Source organism: Spirosoma pulveris (assembly GCF_054781875.1).
Window position 1 is genome coordinate 1559966 of sequence record NZ_BAAGTO010000001.1, and the last position, 19222, is coordinate 1579187.

The 19222-nt window shown below is 48.0% G+C and carries 14 protein-coding genes; 11 read left to right on the forward strand and 3 right to left on the reverse strand.

Annotation, left to right across the window (positions count from 1 at the left end; translation table 11 throughout):
- The first annotated feature begins 5 nt into the window (after nt 1-5).
- The 9 genes from ACYVJM_RS06320 to ACYVJM_RS06360 all read left to right on the forward strand — a co-directional run bounded on the left by ACYVJM_RS06320 (nt 6) and on the right by ACYVJM_RS06360 (nt 12878).
- Nucleotides 6-1718: a RagB/SusD family nutrient uptake outer membrane protein gene (locus tag ACYVJM_RS06320; RefSeq protein ID WP_461147343.1), complete on the forward strand. Its 1713-nt coding sequence runs from the start codon at nt 6-8 to the stop codon at nt 1716-1718.
- Nucleotides 1719-1906: 188 nt separating this feature from the next.
- Entirely contained in the window at nt 1907-2329 is a 423-nt protein-coding gene (gene tsaE, locus ACYVJM_RS06325) for a tRNA (adenosine(37)-N6)-threonylcarbamoyltransferase complex ATPase subunit type 1 TsaE (protein WP_461147344.1), read from the forward strand.
- Nucleotides 2330-2421: 92 nt separating this feature from the next.
- Nucleotides 2422-3633 carry an alanine dehydrogenase gene (locus tag ACYVJM_RS06330; protein ID WP_461147345.1) on the forward strand — a complete coding sequence of 404 codons (1212 nt, stop codon included), beginning with the start codon at nt 2422-2424 and terminating at the stop codon, nt 3631-3633.
- Between the two features lie 100 nt (nt 3634-3733).
- Nucleotides 3734-4138, forward strand: a complete 405-nt coding sequence (locus ACYVJM_RS06335) for a hypothetical protein (protein WP_461147346.1) — start codon at nt 3734-3736, stop codon at nt 4136-4138.
- Nucleotides 4139-4610: 472 nt separating this feature from the next.
- On the forward strand, nt 4611-6611 hold the full coding sequence (gyrB, locus tag ACYVJM_RS06340; protein WP_461147347.1) for a DNA topoisomerase (ATP-hydrolyzing) subunit B: 2001 nt from the start codon (nt 4611-4613) through the stop codon (nt 6609-6611).
- Nucleotides 6612-6679: 68 nt separating this feature from the next.
- On the forward strand, nt 6680-9046 hold the full coding sequence (gene ppk1 / locus ACYVJM_RS06345) for a polyphosphate kinase 1 (RefSeq protein ID WP_461147348.1): 2367 nt from the start codon (nt 6680-6682) through the stop codon (nt 9044-9046).
- Between the two features lie 146 nt (nt 9047-9192).
- Nucleotides 9193-10434 (forward strand): NupC/NupG family nucleoside CNT transporter, encoded by a 1242-nt coding sequence (locus ACYVJM_RS06350; protein ID WP_461147349.1) that lies wholly within the window; start codon nt 9193-9195, stop codon nt 10432-10434.
- 184 nt (nt 10435-10618) lie between these two features.
- Complete coding sequence (locus ACYVJM_RS06355) at nt 10619-12310, forward strand: fatty acid--CoA ligase (RefSeq protein WP_461147350.1); 1692 nt, start codon at nt 10619-10621, stop codon at nt 12308-12310.
- 76 nt (nt 12311-12386) lie between these two features.
- A complete protein-coding gene (locus ACYVJM_RS06360) occupies nt 12387-12878 on the forward strand; it encodes a metallophosphoesterase family protein (protein ID WP_461147351.1) in 492 nt (163 codons plus the stop codon).
- Nucleotides 12879-12927: 49 nt separating this feature from the next.
- On the opposite strand, the gene ftsH is transcribed toward ACYVJM_RS06360, so the two are convergent.
- Both ftsH and rsfS read right to left on the reverse strand, forming a co-directional pair.
- Nucleotides 12928-14958 carry an ATP-dependent zinc metalloprotease FtsH gene (ftsH, locus tag ACYVJM_RS06365; RefSeq protein ID WP_461147352.1) on the reverse strand — a complete coding sequence of 677 codons (2031 nt, stop codon included), beginning with the start codon at nt 14956-14958 and terminating at the stop codon, nt 12928-12930.
- Between the two features lie 147 nt (nt 14959-15105).
- Entirely contained in the window at nt 15106-15501 is a 396-nt protein-coding gene (gene rsfS, locus ACYVJM_RS06370; protein WP_461147353.1) for a ribosome silencing factor, read from the reverse strand.
- A gap of 109 nt (nt 15502-15610) precedes the next feature.
- Between rsfS and ACYVJM_RS06375 the strand changes: the two genes are divergently transcribed.
- A complete protein-coding gene (locus ACYVJM_RS06375; RefSeq protein WP_461147354.1) occupies nt 15611-16375 on the forward strand; it encodes a biotin--[acetyl-CoA-carboxylase] ligase in 765 nt (254 codons plus the stop codon).
- 99 nt (nt 16376-16474) lie between these two features.
- On the opposite strand, the gene pafA is transcribed toward ACYVJM_RS06375, so the two are convergent.
- On the reverse strand, nt 16475-18163 hold the full coding sequence (gene pafA, locus ACYVJM_RS06380) for an alkaline phosphatase PafA (RefSeq protein ID WP_461147355.1): 1689 nt from the start codon (nt 18161-18163) through the stop codon (nt 16475-16477).
- Between the two features lie 200 nt (nt 18164-18363).
- On the opposite strand from pafA, the gene ACYVJM_RS06385 reads away from it, so the two are divergent.
- Nucleotides 18364-19188 (forward strand): sterol desaturase family protein, encoded by an 825-nt coding sequence (locus ACYVJM_RS06385; RefSeq protein WP_461147356.1) that lies wholly within the window; start codon nt 18364-18366, stop codon nt 19186-19188.
- Nucleotides 19189-19222: the final 34 nt, after the last annotated feature.

Sequence of the window (19222 nt, forward strand, 5' to 3'; positions counted from 1 at the left end):
ATCTAATGAAAAAGACACTTTTAACTTCTGCATTACTGACAGCCTTATTGGTGACAGGCTGCAAAGAATCCTTTCTGGAAGTAAAACCCCCGGCTGTCTTCGATGAAAGCGGTTTACAGAACCGGGCGGGCGTTAACTTCCTGCTCATTGGTGCTTATTCTATGCTCGACGGTGTCGGATCAGGCGCAACGTCATGGCATGGCTCGGCCGATAACTGGATTTACGGTAGTGTAGCCTCAGATGATGCCTATAAAGGGTCAACATCCGGCGACCAACCGGAAATCACGTTTATCGAGATCAAAAATATCCTCTCCGATAATTCACACTTCCGGGGTAAGTGGCGCACCGTTTACGACGGAGTAGCCCGTGCCAATGACGTCTTACGTGTTGTTGAAAAAACAACGGACCTCACCGATGCCGAGAAAGTACAGATTCGGGCGCAGGCTCGTTTCCTGCGCGGCTGGTACCACTTCGAAGCCAAACGGATGTTTAACCAGGTGCCGTACCTGGACGAAAAAACCTATAATCCGGAAGACCCGAACAGCACCAAAATCCCGAACGATAAAGATATCTGGCCTAACATTGAAGCAGATTTCAAGTTTGCGTACGAAAATCTGCCCAGCACACAGTCTCAGCCGGGCCGGGCAACCAAATGGGCCGCTGCAGCCTCGCTCGCCAAAGCTGAAATGTATCAGAAAAACTGGGCTGATGCCAAAGTTTTGTTGACAGCTGTTGTCAACAGTGGCCGTTACAGATTGATGGAGCGGTATCACGACAATTTCCGCGCGGCTATGAACAACAACGCTGAGTCGATTCTGGAGGCACAAAACTCGGTAAATGATGGTGCTGGCGGGGGCGAAAATGGAAACAGTGGCGCTACCCTGAACTACCCCTATGCCGGGCCAACTACCTGCTGTGGTTTCTTCCAGCCCTCACAGAACCTGGTCAATGCCTATAAAACAAACGCTAATGGCCTGCCGCTGCTCACTAATTTCAACGACTCCGACGTAACTAGTGACCAGGGAATAGAAGGGAATCAGCCCTTCACAGCCTTTACCGGTAATCTGGACCCTCGTTTAGACTGGACTGTTGGCCGCCGGGACATTCCTTTTCTCGACTGGGGCCTCATGCCGGGTAAACCCTGGATCCGCGACCAGGGCAACGGTGGTCCTTACATTGCCAAAAAGCACCTGTTCTACCGCTCGGATGTAGGCACCAACACCTTTGCCAACAACTCACGCCTGAATGCCAACAACACCCGCCTGATCCGGTACGCGCACGTGTTGCTGATGCTGGCCGAATGCGAAATAGAACTGGGTAATCTGGAACCAGCCCGTGCACTCGTGAACCAAGTCCGGAAGCGGGCAGCGAACCCCGACGGTTTTGTAAAAAAAGCGGATGGCACCAACGCGGCCAACTATGTCATCGGTGAATATACAGCGCCTTGGACCGATGCAACCGTAGCGCGTAACGCCCTCCGTTTCGAAACTCGTCTGGAGCTGGCGCTGGAAGGGCATCGCTTCTTTGACCTCGTTCGATGGGGCATTGCCGATCAGGTGCTAAACGCTTATATGGAGCGAGAAGCCCGGTTACGCCCCTATTTCACCGGAGCTACTTTCGTAAAAGGCAAGCACGAGTACTACCCTATTCCGCTTCTTGAAATAACAAACAGCGCGATTAATGGCAAGCCCGTACTCAAGCAAAACCCAAACTATTAATTCTTAACCCGTAAGCGAAGGCCTCTTTCCGTATAAGCCATTGCTTCTTTCGTGGTCGATTGGCAAGTACAACTTGTCGATCGACCACTTTTTCTTGTAAACCCATCGACTTGTTGTAAGTCAGCCGATGGGAGCCAACCAGACCGTTTAAAAATTCCTATCTTTGCCGGTTGTTGCTAAATAATGCCATGATTATTCATATTGACCACCTTGATGAACTCGACACGATGGCCCGTAAACTACTGGCAGAAGGCAGAGAACATCCGGTCTGGCTGTTTGAAGGCGATATGGGTGCTGGTAAAACAACCCTTATCAAGTCCATTTGCCGATCACTTGGCGTGCTCAGTATGGTGCAAAGTCCAACGTTCTCTATTGTGAACGAGTACACCACTCACGAAGGGCATTCGGTTTATCATTTCGATTGCTACCGGCTTCGAAACGAAGCCGAAGCGTTGGACATCGGACTGGAAGAGTACATGTATTCAGGCGATTATTGCTTTATTGAGTGGCCGGAACGGATTGCATCCCTCTGGCCCGCTACTTATTATCAGATCCACATTTCGGCAGATACAGCAGGCCGTCGAACTGTGAAAACTGTACTGGTTGAGTAGGTTATAGTATCCCGTTCAGGCCGAGCTTACTACTAACAGCTCGGAAACGGAATGCAATACGCCGAATACCATAAACCGTAAACTTTTTACAAGTGACTGGATTTGAGGAATTGGCCAAACAAACGGCCCTATACCCGAAAGAAGCGCCATTGGCCGTAAAGACGAATCGAAACAGTCTTCTGATCGGGCTACCCAAAGAGGTATCGCTTCAGGAAAACCGTATTGCACTTACACCCGAAGCGGTGTCAATACTGGTGCGTAATGGCCACAACGTAATTGTTGAACAGGGAGCAGGCGAAAAAGCTAAATTCACGGATACGGAATACAGCGAAGCCGGTGCCCAGATTGCCCGATCACCCAAAGAAGTCTACGAAGCCAACCTGATTTTAAAAGTTGAACCTCTCGTCGACGATGAATTTGAGCATGTTCAATCGGGAAGTACGGTTATTTCGGCGTTGAACCTGCCGGTTCATGACCGATCTTACTTCGAGAAAATAAACAGCAAAAACTTAACCTCGTTCGGCTACGAATTCATTGAGGATCAAGGCGGAAACCTACCGGTAATCCGCTCCATGAGCGAAATTGCCGGCAGTACGGTCATGCTGATTGCCGGTGAATACCTCAGCAATGCCGATAACGGGCGGGGCATCATTTTAGGGGGTATTACGGGCGTTCCACCCACCAAAGTGGTTATGCTCGGCGCTGGAACGGTTACGGAATATGCCGTACGAACGGCGCTGGGTATGGGGGCCGACATAAAGGTCTTTGATAAACATCTGTATAAGCTCCAACGGCTTAAGTATGCCGTTGGGCAACATGTATACACGTCTATTATCGACTCAGATACACTCGCCGAAGCCATTCAGCGAGCCGATGTTGTGATTGGCGCTATGCGCGCCGATGATGCCATGAGCCCGGTCGTTGTCACGGAAGAGATGGTTGGCCGTATGAAACCGGATTCGGTGATCATTGACGTGTCCATTGATCAGGGAGGGAATTTCGAAACGTCGCGCATGACCACCCACAAGCAACCTACGTTCAAGCATATGGGTGTCATTCATTATTGCGTCCCGAATATTGCCGCCCGCGTTGCGTATACAGCCAGCATGGCGCTGAGTAACATATTCCTTCCGTTTCTGCTCGAAACGGGCACCACGGGTGGAATTGAACAGATGATGTACGCGAACCGTTGGTTTATGAAAGGTGTTTATACCCATAAAGGAACGCTCACCAACGCCTATATCGCCCGCAAATTCAACATGCGTTTTAAAGATCTTGACCTTTTGCTGGCCGCTAGATTTTAAAAATAGTAATGAGAAGTTAGGAGTGAGGAGGGTGGACCAGCATATATTTTGCTGACGCCAGTCAACCCTCTTCACTCCTAACTTCTAACTCCTCAAAAAAATGATTAACCATAGCAACGAAAATACGCTACTCGACGATGCAAACTCGTACGACGTAAACAAAGAGTTGATGGGCAAAATCTCATCGGATTTTGTAAAAGTGGCTGATCAGTTGAAAGAAGCATCTTATCAGATCAGAAAACGTGGCTTTTCCGATTATCCCATCTTTGTCGCGTCACGTCGTGATGTACCCATGGGCCAGCTCCTCATCGCGGCCGATGAACTGGGTAATCACTGGAATTATAAAGCCTCGTTTGTCGATGAGTTTACGCAGCGTGAACTCATCGGTCCGGAATCACTCGATCTGTGGAAAGAGAATTACAAAGCGCCGGATGAATATTGCTGTCTTTTTATTGTACATGGCGACTTTGCCGGCTTCGTTTACATTCCATTTCCGGAAGATTAAGGAACCGCGTACCAGACCTTTACCGAAGCCGATTCAGAATGAATCGGCTTTATTTTTTACTGTTTTTATAGAATCGACTCGAGTACTATTTCATAAATAACTACTCATCAAATTGTTGAACAGGAAGCCGGCAAATTTCAAACAAAACTACCCTGAACAACACCATTTAATAATACTTTTTCGAGAAAACGTATGTCGGAAAAATACCCGTTCGAATTCTTCTTTTTTTTAGCATCCATACCTTTTGATAACCTGCTTATACCTGTCGCAAAAGGCCCTAAAAATGAACGCTGAGGCATTATCTATCAAAGAAACTGATGTTCAGGCCTTTTTTTTACACATTAAGTTATTCTTAAAAAAAAGGCATTGGAAATGCGTAATTTTTTTTGTATTTTTACAATCTGTTAGACCTGCATAAACAGGCTATTTTTAAGCATAAAACAACAAATTTCAGACACGCTCCCATTCCGATATGACCAACGAACTAGTTGAAACAGACGCTCCCGTTGATACAAGCAAGAGCAATTACGGTGCTGATAATATCCAGGTATTAGAAGGCCTGGAAGCCGTTCGCAAACGGCCATCTATGTATATCGGCGACGTAGGTGTGCGTGGTCTTCACCATTTAATTTGGGAGGTTGTTGATAACTCCATTGACGAAGCGCTGGCGGGCTACTGCGACAAGATTAGCGTAACCATCAATCCTGACAATTCCATTACAGTACAAGATAACGGGCGGGGTATTCCAACGGGCATTAACACCAAAATGGGTAAGTCGGCGCTGGAAATTGCCATGACCATACTCCATGCTGGTGGCAAGTTCGACAAAGACACCTATAAAGTTTCAGGTGGTTTACACGGTGTCGGCGTTTCCTGCGTCAACGCCCTTTCGACCGATGTACGCGTTGAGGTTCACCGCGAAGGCAAAATATTTGAGCAGGAATATAAAATTGGTATTCCTCAGTATGATGTCCGCATCATTGGTGAAGCGACAGACACGGGTACAACCACCCACTTCAAACCCGACAGCAGTATTTTCACCGAAACCGTTTATAAGTACGACACGGTTGCCGGTCGTCTTCGCGAGCTAGCCTACCTGAACAAAGGCATTCACATATTCCTCAAGGATATGCGCGAAGTTGATGAAACAGGTGAACCGATTCGGCAGAACGATTTCTTCTCGGAAGGCGGCCTGGTCGAATTTGTTGAGTTTCTCGATGAAACCCGGCCCGCCCTCGATGGGATGAAACCCATCTACATGGAAAACAATAAAGGGGCTACACCCGTACAGGTGGCCCTGGTATACAACTACGAAGCCGGTGAAAACGTCCTATCGTATGTTAACAACATCAACACCCACGAAGGTGGTACGCACGTTCAGGGCTTTCGCTCAGCCCTGACCCGGGTATTGAAAAACTATGCCGACAAAAATCCGGGTGTCCTGCCCAAGAACTCGGGTAAAGTAACGTTTAGCGGAGAAGATTTCCGCAAAGGGCTTACTGCTGTCATTTCGGTGAAAGTTCAGGAACCGCAGTTTGAAGGCCAAACCAAAACAAAGCTTGGCAACCAGGAGGTAGTGAGTGCTGTAAGCCAGACTATGGCCGACCTGCTCGAAACATGGCTGGAAGAAAACCCAAAAACGGCTCAGGGTATCGTTAAGAAGGTGCTTGTTTCAGCTCAGGCGCGTATCGCGGCCGATCTGGCCTACAAGCGCATTATGACCGAGCGCAAGGACTTTATGGGTGGCATGGGCCTACCCGGTAAACTGGCCGACTGCTCCGACACCGATCCGGAAAAGTGTGAATTATATCTTGTAGAGGGTGACTCGGCTGGTGGAACGGCCAAACAAGGCCGTAACCGGGCGTTTCAGGCCATTTTGCCGCTTCGTGGTAAAATTCTGAACGTCGAGAAAGCCATGGAGCATAAGATCTACGAAAACGAAGAGATCAAGAACATCTGGACAGCCCTTGGCGTACGGCTTGAGAAAAAGGATGATGAAACCGTGATGAACCTGGATAAACTCCGGTATCATAAAATCATCATCATGACTGATGCCGACGTAGACGGTAGCCACATCCGTACCCTCATTTTGACGCTCTTCTACCGCAACATGAAGGCGTTGATCGACAATGGCTACATCTACATTGCCCAGCCTCCTCTATATCTGGTTAAAAAAGGTAAAGAAGAGCGGTATTGCTGGACAGAAGCCCAGCGCGAAGCTGCGGTAAAAGAACTGGCAGGCAGCGGTCGTGAAGAAAATGTTGGTGTTCAGCGCTATAAAGGGCTAGGCGAAATGAACGCCGAACAACTCTGGAGCACCACAATGAATCCCGATACCCGGTCGTTAAAAATAGTAACGGTCGAGTCTGCTGCTGATGCCGACCATGTTTTCTCGACACTGATGGGTGATGAAGTTGCCCCCAGACGAGAATTTATCGAACGAAACGCCAAATACGCCCGAGTGGATGTTTAACCGAATGATAACATAAAGCGGGCTTTTTAGTCCGCTTTTTTGTTTTATTTCACAGTTCTGTAAACAGTATGCGTTATTCCCTAAACTCAAACCGCACTATATTGGGTAATTTGGTTTCCCGTTTCACCAATAAACAGGCCAATACGCCTGCTCAGGGGACAGACAAAATGGCAAAAGTTAGCGAAAAGGTTACCAGTGTCATCGATCAGAGTAACTACCTGAGCCGTGATTTAAGTTGGCTCAAGTTTAACGAGCGCGTTCTGGACCAGGCCCGTGACACCAAGCCACCACTGAGCAACCGTACCCTCATGGAACGGTTGAAGTTTCTGGCGATTTCGGCCTCGAATCTGGACGAATTTTTCATGATTCGGGTGGGCAGCCTGTATAACTACCTCGACTATCATAAACAACGGGTCGATTATTCGGGCTTGCGTGAAGTGCCGTTTCGGAAAGCGTTGTACACAACCGCTCATAACTTTTTTCGGGACCAGCAAACCGTTTTTTCAGAACAGCTACTACCGCTTTTTGCCGAAAATGGCCTGCAACTAGTGACTCATTCCAGCCTGACACCGGAAGAGCAGGTCGAAGCAACCAATTATTTTGATCGGGCTATCTACCCCACGCTGACACCGATGCTGTATGACTACACGCATACGTTTCCGGTATTGCTGGCAAAAGTCCTCATTTTTGGCGTCGTTACACAGAATCCGGACGACGTCGAGATTAAGAGTTTGCGTGCCGAAGATGAAGATGAGCGTCAACGACTTTCGTTCGTCCAGATTCCGGCTAATCTCCCCAGATTTATTTCATTTGAGCGAGAAGATTCGATCGTTTTCATCCCAATCGAAGAAATTGTTCGTCATAATATCAAGAAACTTTACCGCAACGTAGAGATACTGTCGATGAACCTGTTTCGTATTACACGAAACGGCGATTTTACACTCGATGAGAATGACGACGATGAGGTCGATTTCATTGACGAAGTCAGGCAGAAGATCAAGAACCGGCGGCTTGGCCGGGTTACACGGGTCGAGATCGAAACCGAAGGCAGTGCTGCAGGCAGTCAGTCGACAATCAGCTCTCCCTGGATGCTGAATCTATTGAAAAAGCGGTGGGAGATTGATGATTTGAATATTTTCGAATCGCACACGCTGCTCGACTTTTCGTCCCTATGGCAAATTATCGGCAATCCGGAATTTAAAGACGACATGCCCCTACCCCACGCACCGGTGCAGCCACTTGGGTTGGGGCGTGATAAAACGGACGATATTTTTGAACTGATCAAGCAGCGTGATTTACTGCTGCACCACCCATACAACAATTTCGAGCCCGTACTCCAGTTACTGGAACAGGCGGCCGAAGATCCCAATGTACTAGCTATCAAAATTACCGTTTACCGCCTGGCAAAACGCTCCAGAATTACGGAAGCCTTGCTGAAAGCGGCCGAAAACGGCAAACACGTTTCGGTACTTTTTGAAGTAAAAGCGCGTTTTGACGAGGAAAACAATATCCGCGAAGCCCAGCGGCTGCAAAAAGCCGGTTGTTTCGTTATTTACGGGATTAGTCGGTTCAAAACGCATACCAAACTACTGCTCGTTGTTCGAAATGAAGGTAGCCGCGTGGTGCGTTACGCCCACATGGCTACGGGTAACTACAATGAAGATACGTCGAAACTCTACACGGATATCGGGTTGCTGACAACGAACGAAACCTATACGCATGATATTTCGGAGTTTTTCAATGTAATTACGGGCCACTCCGTACCAAACGAATACCAGTATCTGATTACGGCTCCCCGCGACATGCGCGAGCAACTGTTGCGCCTGATTAGACTGGAAGCCGAAAATGCCAAACATGGTCTACCGAGCGGCATTTGCATAAAAGTCAACTCGCTTGAAGATAAATTAGTTATTGACGAGCTATACAAGGCATCTCAGGCGGGCGTGCCCATTCGCCTTATTGTTCGAAGCATTTGCTGCCTGCGCCCCCATCGTGCAGAACTCAGTGAAAACATCACCGTACGTTCCATTGTTGGTGATTTTCTGGAGCATACCCGCATCTATTATTTTCATAATAATGGCGACCCAAAAGTGTACGGAGGCAGTGCCGACGTGATGGTTCGTAGTTTTGACCGGCGTATCGAATCACTTTTCTATCTGGCTGATCCGCGCGTAAAACAGCAGGCCGTCTTGATTCTGAAATACAACCTTCGTGATAATGTCAATGCTTACGAACTAAAGGAGGACGGTGATTTCAAGAAATGTGAAATACCAACCGGTGGCGAGCCTTTCAGCATACACCAGCGTTTCTTCGAAATTACTGAGAAGGAAGCAATGGATGCCCGCCTTTTCGATGGTGAGCTTAAGCCGGCAGAGATTGCTCAGATAGAGGAAGAATATCAGGAAGGAGCGGAACGAGCTATTGCAAATATTTAAGTTAACGAAACGCTAGCAAAACGGGCAGATTTGACGAATAATATTCGTCAAATCTGCCCGTTTTGCTTTCCGGGCTTTTTTATGGGTTCGTCCCATTCCTTCTTTTTGTATCTTCGCCAACCTAACTGTAATTGTGTCGTCACTGAATGGAGCGTTTTACCGGCCTACTGGGCATTGTTTTAATTCTGGGCATTGCCTATGCCCTTTCTGATAACCGTAAAGCTATTAATTATCGTACTGTTGGGGTAGGGCTAGCTCTTCAATTTGGCCTGGCGGTTTTCGTTTTAAAGACGGATATTGGCCAGCGTCTCTTTCAGGGTCTTGGTTATTACGTTGATCGATTGCTGCAAAAAGCCAATATTGGTGCTGAGTTCGTTTTCTCATCTCTGGTAAGACCAGATATCCTCACCAAAGCCTTTGGTCCCGGAAACAACTTTATTTTCTTCTTCAAGGTCGTTCCAACAATCATTTTCGTGGCCGTTCTGGTCAACATTTTTTATCACCTGGGCATTATGCAGCGCATCGTAGCTGTTATGGCAAAAGCGATGAAATGGTTGATGGGCGTTAGTGGAGCCGAAGCATTATCCAACGTAGCCAGTACGTTTGTTGGGCAGGTAGAGGCACAGATTATGATCAAGCCTTACCTAAATGGCATGACCAACTCCGAACTGCTGGCCAGTATGACCGGTTCATTTGCCTGTATTGCCGGGGGAGTTCTAGCAGTTTATATCTCACTGGGTGTGCCTGCTCCCTACTTGCTGGCCGCCAGCATTATGGCCGCTCCCGGAGCGTTGGTCATCAGCAAGATCGTAATGCCGGAAACGCAGGTATCGGAAACGCAGGGGACCGTGAAAGTAGAAATCAAAAAAATCTACGCGAACCTACTCGATGCCATTGCCGCTGGTGCCAGCGAAGGCCTTAAAGTGGGTTTCAATGTAGTAGCTATGCTGATAGGCTTCATTGCCCTGATTGCGCTGATCGACAGCCTGATGTTTCGGATAGGTTTCTACATTTTCAACGTCGATTTTTTAAGCCTGAACTACCTTCTCGGCAAACTCTTTTCTCTCTTTGCCTGGGCTATGGGCGTCCCTGCCAAAGATATCGAAGCGGCTGGCGCCCTGATGGGTACCAAAATGGTTGTGAATGAATTTGTCGCGTATCTGGACCTTGTTAAAATCAAACAAACACTTGATCCAAAAACAATCGCCATCGTTAGTTTTGCTCTCTGTGGCTTTGCCAATTTCAGCTCTATTGCCATTCAGGTAGGTGGTATCGGCGAGTTAGCTCCGAAACGCCGAAGTGACCTGGCCCGAATTGGTTTCAAAGCACTCATCTGCGGCACACTAGCGAGCTACATGTCGGCGACCATAGCCGGACTGCTCTTGTAACATCTACGTCGACTAGAATTGATGCTTTTAACCAGCTGATCTCTGAGATTAGCTGGTTTTTTTTTGTGCACCAAATAAATTGCCCCTCTCTGGTATCATCTTTTTACCAAATACCATTTTTTCTTTCCATTATTCAATTCTACCTTCGATTTATCCGTTTGTTTACACATACAGTCAAGTTATTATGATTCAGACAAAGCTTATTCCCCGCACTACCGAAGCCCATGAGCCCCCGTTACTTATAAAAAACCTGCTCGCTCAGTCGCTCAAGTATGAGCCCCAGCGCGAAATAGTTTATCGGGACTTATTCCGCATGAATTATCACCAATTTAATCAGCGTGTCCGCCAACTTGCGAACGTCCTGGCCGATCTGGACGTAAAACCGGGCGACACGGTTGCCGTATTGGATTGGGACAGTCATCGCTATCTTGAATGTTTTCTGGGCGTAACCAGTGCCGGTGCTATACTGCACACGATAAACATCCGGCTATCCCCAACGCAGATTCTGTACACCATGAATCATGCCCAGGACAAGGTTGTCTTTGTCCATGAAGATTTCCTCCCGATTCTGGCCGCTATCAAGCCTCAATTGACTACGGTAGAGACGTATGTTGTCATCAGTGATAAGGTTTACTCTGGGACATCAGATACGACGAGTCTTTCAGAAATTCCCGATGGGTTTGCCGGGGAGTACGAGTCGCTTTTGAAAGGTGCATCAGACCAGTACGACTTCCCTGATTTCGACGAGAACACCTGGGCAACCACCTTCTACACAACCGGAACGACGGGCAACCCTAAAGGGGTCTACTTTTCGCATCGGCAGTTGTTCATGCATACGATGGGGCTACTGACGTACATAATCGGTTATGAAGCGATGCCGTTTAAAGGCTCTACGGATGTATACATGCCAATTACACCCATGTTCCACGTACACGCTTGGGGATTCCCGTTCCTGGCAACGATGATGTCGGCAAAGCAGGTGTATCCGGGACGATATGAGCCCGAATTACTGCTTAAGCTACTCATCACCGAAGGAGTTACCTTATCGCACTGCGTACCTACCATATTAAATATGCTGGTAAGCAGCCCGGCTGCGCCAAAATACAAACAGAACCTTAGTCGATGGAAAGTGCTTATTGGCGGCTCAGCGCTCACAAAAGGGCTTGCCAAAGCAGCAACGGAGCTGGGTATTACGGTCATGTCAGGCTACGGTATGTCGGAAACGGCTCCCGTGATGGCCGTAGGGTATTTAAACGAGCAGGAACAAAAACTGTCGCCTGAGGAACAGATCGAACTCCGTACGCGTGCCGGGCGAATATCACCGTTTATTGAGATGCGCTTGATGGACGATGACGGCAATTTTGTTCCCCATGATGGCCATTCGCTGGGGGAGATTGTGGCCCGTGGCCCGTGGCTTACCCAAGGCTATTACGATGATCCTGAACGGGGAGCTGATCTATGGAAAGGTGGCTGGCTTCATACAGGCGACGTAGCCAGTATCTCGCCCGACTATTGGGTGATGATCGCTGATCGCACGAAAGATGTTATCAAGACGGGTGGCGAATGGGTATCCTCGCTGGATATGGAAGATGTCCTTTCACAAATTGAAGGGGTTGCCGAATCGGCCGTGGTTGGTCTACCGGACGACCGCTGGGGGGAGCGCCCTCATGCGCTCATCGTTCAAAAGCCAGGATATACATTACAGGCAGATGGTATAAAAGCCGGTTTACAGGCAAAAGTCGACCGGGGTGAATTGCATAAATGGTATGTTCCCGACCGCATCCTTTTTGTTTCTGAAATTCCCAAAACCAGTGTTGGCAAAATTGACAAGAAGAAGATCCGTAGTGAAATGAAAGAGCTAATTTTGGGCAAATAAGTCAGTAAATTGGCAAGTCGGTGCGTGTCTGACACGTAAGCCACTTATTGACTTGCCATCTTATTAACTCTACAGTATGATTCGAATCGGACTTTTATCCGACACACACAGCTTTCTGGACCCTCAGATTTTCACTCACTTCGAAGCTTGCGATGAGGTCTGGCATGCCGGAGATGTAGGAAACTTTGCGGTGGCAGATTCTTTGAGACAGTTTCGGCCCTTACGGATCGTTAGCGGTAATATTGATACGGAAACAACTGAGTTACCGTTAAATCAGCGCTTTGCATTGGAAGGATTTGACATTTGGATGACGCACATTGGCGGTATACCCCCAAATTACAATCCAACTACACGTCCCCTACTACGCGCCAATCCACCCGATATTTTCATCTGTGGCCATTCGCATATCCTTAAAGTTGTTCGTGACCCGACTCTAAATAACCTACTGTTTCTAAACCCAGGAGCAGCTGGTAAAACAGGGTTTCACAAAATGCGTACCGCCATCCGATTCTCCCTCGATGCAGGTCGCATTCTGGATATGCAGGTAATTGAATTGGGTAAGAAGTAAAAAAGGTCTCCTGTGTACAGGAGACCTTTTTTACTTCTTCTTTATTTTATTAGATGGGAAGCGATTCCGGCTCCGTTTCGGCAGGTTTTGACTCCTTACCAATTTCTTCTTTCACCTCTTCGGCCACACCTTTGTTTTTGTATGCCTGATAAACCGTTTCCCGTTCGAATGGGCGCTTACCGATCAAGCGTACTAAATCGTTTTGGTACAGAATCTCTTTTTCAAGTAACTCTTTCGCAAGAATCTCCAGAGCGTCGCGGTGCTCGGTCAGCAGGTTTTTTGTCCGCTCGTATGCCAAACTAACGATCTTACGAACTTCATCATCAATGTGTTTGGCCGTCTCTTCCGAATAAGGCTTATTGAAGTTGTAGTCCGACTGCTTGGAATCGTAGAAAGATACGTTACCGATCTTATCATTCATTCCATACATCGTCACCATGCTGTAGGCAAGCTTGGTAATTCGCTCCAGGTCACTTAGCGCACCGGTCGATACTTTACCAAAGATCAGATCTTCTGAAGCGCGGCCTCCCAATGCCATGCACATTTCGTCCATGAGTTGTTCGGTGCGATACAGATACTGCTCACGGGGGAGATACTGCGCATAGCCAAGAGCGGCAACACCACGCGGTACAATCGTTACTTTCACGAGGGGATCGGCATGTTCCAGATACCAGCCTGCCACTGCGTGACCAGCTTCGTGATAAGCCACAATCTCTTTCTCTTCGGGAGAAATAATCTTGTTTTTCTTTTCCAGACCACCGATCACACGATCCATCGCATCCTGGAAATCTTTCATATCGACCGCTTCTTTATCACTACGGGCAGCGATCAAAGCGGCTTCGTTACAGACGTTGGCAATCTCAGCACCCGCAAAGCCAGGTGTTTGGGCCGCTAATTCTTTTGGATCAACATCGGACGCCAGTTTAATTGGCTTCAAGTGAACCCGGAAGATAGCTTCCCGACCGATGATATCCGGTTTATCGATGCTGATCTGACGGTCAAAACGGCCGGGACGCTGCAAAGCAGAATCCAGTACATCAGGACGGTTCGTTGCGGCCAGGATAATGATACCTGAGTCGGTAGCAAAGCCATCCATTTCTACCAGCAATGAGTTGAGGGTATTTTCCCGCTCATCATTTGCGCCGGGCATTGAGCCACGACCCCGTGAACGGCCTACTGCGTCAATCTCATCGATAAAGATGATACACGGTGCTTTCTCCTTTGCCTGTTTGAACAGGTCACGTACCCGTGCCGCACCAACACCTACGAACATTTCGACGAAGTCGGAACCCGACAGGGAGAAGAATGGAACACCTGCCTCACCAGCTACCGCTTTCGCTAAAAGGGTTTTACCAGTACCCGGAGGGCCTATGAGCAACGCTCCTTTCGGAATTTTTGCCCCCAGTTTCGTGAACTTGGTTGGATTCTTCAGGTAATCGACAATCTCTTTAATTTCTTCCTTCGCTTCGTCAAGACCAGCAACGTCATTGAAAGTGATCTTAACTTTATTGTCTGCATCGAACAGAGCGGCCTTTGATTTTCCAATGTTGAAAATCTGACCACCCGGACCACCGGCTCCAGACATACGTCCGAGCAGGAAATACATGGCCAATATCATTACGATCAGGAAACCCCAGGTGCTGATAATGCTGCCAAAATCACTGCGGGTTTCAAACTTAAGGTCGATCTTCTCATTTTCAGGCTGCCCTTGCTGAAGTTGATCCAAGTCCTTTTTGAACGTCTCGCCAGAAGCAATCTGGAATTGAAAATGTGGCCCCTGGTTATTCCCAAAGTAGGGTTTATCGGCAAATCGATTTTTGTATCTGGGACTCTGAGCGGCCTGCTGCGTAAGCGTCACTTCGGCAATTTTATCGTTCACGACGATTGCTTCGGCAACCTCATGATCTCTGACCATACGCTCGAACTGCTTCTGCGAAATTTCCTGGGTAGCTGAGCTTCTGTTAAAGAATGTAATGCCAAGAATCGCGGCAATCAGCAACGCAACAATCCAGCCCTGGAAATTGGGTTTACGTGGCCCACCACGGGGTACTAACGGATTTCTATTATTATTTTCTGCCATTTCCTCAGGTTGTACTAACGGATTACATGGGTAACACCGTTTTGCAGTTGATTGTTTCTATCGCGAAAACGGTTAGGACAGACGGTTCGCCAGCCCCATAAACGGCCCGTTTAAATGGTATGTTTAAACAGCCGGACTAAATTTTCCTCAGGAGGCTACTGCCAGGTCACTGTCGGCAATCAAACTAATTTCAGCGTCGCCCCAAAGTTGTTCAAGATCGTAAAACGAGCGTCTATCTTTCTTGAACACGTGAGCAACTACGTCCACGTAATCCAGCAAAATCCACTCCCGGTTTAATTTTCCTTCTCTATGCCAGGGGTCTTGCTTGCTGGCTTTATAAACTTCTTCTTCAATGGAAGTCGAGATAGCGTCAATCTGTGTATCAGAGTTACCCGAACAAAGGACAAAATAATCACAGATCGCGTTTTTCACTTTTCGCAGGTCCATGACAACGATATCCTGGCCTTTTTTCTCCTGCATTCCCCGAACGACGAAGTCACGTATTTGCTCGGCTGTAAACTCACTATTTTTGTTAATTCTCATGCTTTCGGTTTAACATTGCACGATAAGCCAGTCAGCGGGTACATGATTATTAAGAGGAGTTCCTCAGCACCATTCGTTGGCTCTCTATACTACTAAATTACATATTATTTTGTACAAAATCCATCCCAAAACGCTTTTTATTGGACAAATTATCCAATACCTGCCAAGCTGTCAGTCAACTAACGACGAAGCTTCCGTTTTGATTGCACAAACCGACCCAAATGAAGGACTAGTTGTCATTACTGACAATCAAACCGCTGGTCGGGGGCAACGCGGAAATCAGTGGGAAGCTAAACCGGGTGAAAATCTGACCTTTTCCCTCCTTCTTAAGCCCGGATTCTTAATGGCAACTGAACAGTTCTTGCTAAATATGGCCATTTCGCTGGGCATTTACGACACGCTCCAACCCCTTGTTGGACCGTCGCTCCGCATCAAATGGCCGAACGACATTTATGTCGGCAATCAGAAGTTAGGGGGAATCCTGATTGAAAATACGCTGCATGGCTATAGTATTGCCTGGTCGGTGGTGGGCATAGGCCTTAACGTAAATCAGACTGAGTTCGGTTACTCGACCGCTACCGCCTTACAAGCATTGGCTCCTTTACCAAATGCTTATGACCTGCCCGGACTGCTAAGCCGACTTTGTGAAACGTTAGAACAACGCTATCTGCAGTTACGATCTGGCCAGCGCGACGTACTGAAGATTAATTATCTGCAAATACTTTACCGTTTCCAGGAAGAGCACAGTTTCACAAGCGAAGGGCAGGTCTTTAGAGGAACTATCATTGGAATAGACCCGAACGGTCGCCTGGCTATCAATGCCAACGGCCAGATTCGCTATTTTGGTTTTAAAGAAATAAGTTTTGAAATATGAGTTAGCAGGTAGAAGCGAGGGGGCAGGAGTCGCTGACGCATTCTTGGTTCATTACCTGCATCAATAACTCCTGCCTCCTCGCTTCTACCTGCTAACTCTTCATTTTATGGCTTCTTCTACCGGGTTGCCAATGCAGCCACTGGGTTCCAGCAGGCCGAGCAATGCGGTGATGGTTGGAGCGATGTCATGGATGTGGGTTCGGCGCAAGGTTTGCCCTGGCCGAACCCCCCAGCCGTAGAGCAGAAACGGTACGTGCGTATCGTAAGCATAGGTTGTCCCGTGGGTTGTGCCTTTATTACGCCCTTCGAGCCAGCCGGGTTGTTGCATGACGTAAAAATCGCCACTGCGGTTAGGATGATACACATTCCGAAACAGGTTCTCCTGTAATGCGGGCAAGGCCTCTGCACCGAGATTGTGTAGATTAACAACGTTAACTACCGCCTTTTGCTTAAGCAACATTGAACGAAGCAGTTCATACACATCCTGCATGGCTATTTTCTTCTCTGTCAGCAAAGCATGATTGAGGTAGATCTGCTGGTTCATGTAAGAGAGCACCCACTGTCCGGGTCCGTACGCCTTTTCCAGCGTCGACTTCACTGCTTCACCTATCTCACCGTAGCCCCGTACACCGGCAGGAATCCGGTTCTGCTGTAGAAAACCGGGCGCATCAACAACACCATGATCGGCCGACAGAAACGCCACCCACTGGCCTTTACCAACACTGGCATCCAATTGATTGAATAGATCGGCCAACTGGTGGTCCAGGCGGATGTACTGATCCTCCGTTTCGATAGCATGGGTACCAAAAGCATGTCCAATGTAATCGGGAGACGAAAAACTAACGCAAAGCATATCAGTCACATCGCCCTGCCCCAGTTTCTCTTCCTTGAGTGCTGTCAGTGCAAACTCTTTGGTAATTTCATCCCCGTAAGGGCTGGTGCGCAGGGGCTCATATTTACTACCCCCGGCCTGAATGGCAAACGCGTGGGGAAAAACAGACTTTGTCTCACCCGCCAGCACGGTCTCGTAAGGTTCGTCATCCTGCGTACTTTCCGTATACTGGTTCAGGGGCAACGATGGTTCCCACGTTTGGCTTAAGTACTTATCGGATAGCTTTCGGGCATTGAAGGTCTGTACCCACTGTGGCAACTCATTCTGGTAAAAGGTGCTGCTGATAAAATTGCCATCTTTAGAGTCGTACCAGTAAGCTGCATTGGCCGCATGACCAGCGGGCAAAATGGCTCCCCGGTCCTTTAAGGCAATACCAATGACTTTCGCCCGACCGTCGGTGGCGAGTTTAAGCTGATCACCGATGGTCGTTACCAGCAAATTCCGGGGCGACATTTTGCCAGCCGTTCCCGTATTGCCAACGGTTTTGACGGTTGTATCCTCGGCACAATAGAGCAAACGGCCAATGTTTCGCTCATAAAAATCATTCCCAACGATACCGTTTAGCGCAGGAGCTGAACCGGTGTAGATTGCCGCATGACCGGGGCCGGTATACGTGGCAGCATAGTGATAATGATTGTTTCGGGCGTTGAACCCACCGTCCATCATACGGCGAAAACCACCCGAGCTGAACTTATTATAATAGCGGTATAAGTAATCGTACCGCATCTGGTCTACCACAATACCAACAACAAGTTTAGGTTTTGCCAGTTGTTTGCCCGGTGCTGGATGTTGAGCAGAAGTTACAGGTTTCGCTGTACCCAGAACCGTTTTCTTAGGTTGTGCCAAGGTTGCTGTGGTGACCATTGCCACCAGCAAGACAGGGATAATCAGGCGCATAAGCCGTTTCTATAGAATAATTGAGAGACTTCGGCAAAGGTACAAACAAATTGCCCCGTCAGCGAACAGACTGAATTAAGGTACAGTAAACTCATTTTAATGAAACCTTATAGGTCCATTGGTCGTATTGATTATCAGTTAGCTATTCGTTAACAAAGCTGTGCGGGCAGGTTAACCTGACAGATAAGTTTTTGCACTCTATGATTCATTTAACGAGTCCGTCCACAGTAGGGCTGACGGCTTTACTTTTTTTTTCAGCTATTTTCGGACGATACGTTCTCTTTTCGTTAGGCTTCTGGTGGTTATTCAAAGTCTCACTTAAAGAGCAATTCGCTCACCGGGCTGTCCAGACACGCCCCCGAAAAGCGGGACAGGATTGGCGTGAAATTGGCTGGTCTGTCATTACATCGCTGATCTTTACAACGATTGCCATTGGGGTTATTTACGCCTATCAGTTAGGCTACACCCGGATTTACACCGATATAAACGCCTATCCGTTACTGTGGTATCCCGCCAGCATTGTATTGGTGCTTTTCATTCATGAAACGTATTATTACTGGCTGCATCGATGGATGCACTGGCCCGGTATTTATAAGTGGGTACACAAGACCCACCACGACAGCATCACAACCTCACCCTGGACTGCCTTTTCATTTCATCCAACCGAAAGCACTTTACAAGCCATTGTTATTCCGGCGCTGACGTTCGTCATACCCCTGCACATTTCTGCGGTGGGCCTTATTCTGATGATTATGACTATGTCGAGCGCCATAAATCACCTGAACACGGAAATTTACCCACAGGATTTCAACCGGCATTGGCTGGGGCGATGGCTCATTGGTGCAACTCACCACAGCCTCCATCATACGCAGTTCAGGTTCAACTACGGCCTTTATTTCACCTTCTGGGATAAATGGATGAACACCGAAAGCCCGGACTTTCATAGACTGTTTGGGGAGAAGAGTAAGAAGGCGGGCAGTATTCGGAATGAGGAAGCAGTAATAGGAGCGAGAAGTGAAAAGTGAGGAGTTGCTGACGCGGGTAATTACCCATGCCTTG